The sequence below is a fragment of the Enterococcus sp. S53 genome (assembly GCF_016516865.1).
Lineage (GTDB): Bacteria > Bacillota > Bacilli > Lactobacillales > Enterococcaceae > Enterococcus_D > Enterococcus_D innesii.
On sequence record NZ_JACVUH010000051.1, the window covers coordinates 1 to 1,613 of the forward strand.

The window sequence follows — 1,613 nt, forward strand, 5'->3', positions numbered from 1 at the left end:
GAATGTTGGCACTTCATTGATGATTCACGAAGCTTCAACATTCGCTTGGGGAAACAAACAGGATATCCAAAAAACACTGAACGCTTTAGAAACTATCGATGATTCAATTCTGGCAATTTACTCTGATAAGACCGGTCAATCTGCTGACCAATTACGTGAATGGATGAATGAAGAAAAATGGTTCACGGCAGATGAAGCTGTAGAGTTTGGATTTGCTAATTCTGTGAAACGTGCCGAACCGGAAGAAGAACCACAAGACATTGCTGAATTGATTCAAAATGCTGTCGCTGTTGCGATGGCTAATTTAAGCCAACCTGTAACAGGTCAAGTGGAACAAGAACTAAAACCAAAATCATTAATCGCACGATTGCGAAAAGGAGAATAAACTATGTTAACAATTACAGACAAAACTGCAGATGCGAAAAAAATCTTTAACGCTATTTCTGCAAAAGAAGATGCAACACCTGAACAAGTAAATGATGCTTTAGAGGCCTACGTCACTGCAATCGCAGAAGATGCAGGTTCGCAAGTACGTGCTGAATATGAAGAATTGAAGAACGTCACTGACAACCAAATCCTTCAATCACGTGGCATTCCAGTTTTAACAGCAGAAGAAACTAAATTCTACAATGAAGTAGAAAAAGCCGGCGGTTTCGACAAGGACATTACATGGCCAGTAACCATTTTCGAACGTGTATTTGAAGATCTTCAAAAGGAACATCCTATTTTACGTCTGGTGAATTTCACACCTACGGTTGGTTTAACTAAAACAATTCGTTCTCGCCGCAAAGGGGTTGCCGTTTTTGGTCCATTGCATAAAGATCTTGAAGGGCAATTAGATGCTGAATTCGGAGTGGAAGAAGCAACACAGATCGCCTTAACTGCTTTCTTCTTAATTTCAAATGATACATTGCACTTAGGCGCTCGATGGATCAATCGTTATGTACGCCTTTGCTTAACAGAAGCTGTTAAAGACGCTTGGGCAACTAAAATTGTTACTGGTACCGGTAAAGACGAACCGATTGGTTTGTTGAAAGATTTAGATGGAGCCGTTGTTGGTGGGGTTTATCCGGATAAAGCCAGCGTTGGTACTTTGACATTCAAAGACGCACCTTCAATGGTTACTGAATTTGCAGCTGTTATGAAAAAAATGGCTTCTTACAAACATTCAATTGGTACTGGTGACACAAATGCTACTGATGAAACACGTGTGGTTGACGGTAAGATTTACTTAATTATCAACCCAGTCAACTACTACGATATTGTTGCACGCCTAACGATCCAAAATGCAAATGGGGTATTCGTGACGAACATGCCTTTCATTTCCCCAGATCACATTATCCAGTCGGTTGATGTTCCTGTGAACAAACTAATTGTATTTATCGAAAATGGCTATGATGCTACTCAGTCACAGCCTGAAAAAATTTCTGAATACAAAGAAACGTTTGCGATGAAACGGGCGACCCTTTATGCCATTGACATGTTGGGCAACGGTAAACCTGTTGATAATTACGCAGCGCAAGTATATGATATTGCTATCCCTGCAGATGTTGACGGTGGTTCGGGGGAGTAACAACGCCTAACGCTCGTATGGCGACTGTAGACTATTCTAG

Annotated in this window: 2 protein-coding genes; both read left to right on the plus strand. The window is 40.9% G+C overall.

The features are described 5' to 3' along the window. Positions 1–385, plus strand: a 385-nt coding sequence (locus tag IAE45_RS18515) for an ATP-dependent Clp protease proteolytic subunit (protein WP_200127855.1), incomplete at its 5' end; no start/stop codon positions are given. Positions 386–388: 3 nt separating this feature from the next. Beyond that, the gene (locus IAE45_RS18520) at positions 389–1,573 is read left to right on the plus strand and encodes a phage major capsid protein (protein ID WP_200143167.1); all 1,185 of its coding nucleotides are present in this window, start codon (positions 389–391) and stop codon (positions 1,571–1,573) included. The last annotated feature ends 40 nt before the right edge of the window (positions 1,574–1,613 follow it).

What these genes read in the sequence shown, in the direction of transcription:
- IAE45_RS18520 (WP_200143167.1), top strand. Translation starts at nt 389, where the DNA reads ATGTTAACAATTACAGACAAAACTGCAGATGCGAAAAAAATCTTTAAC.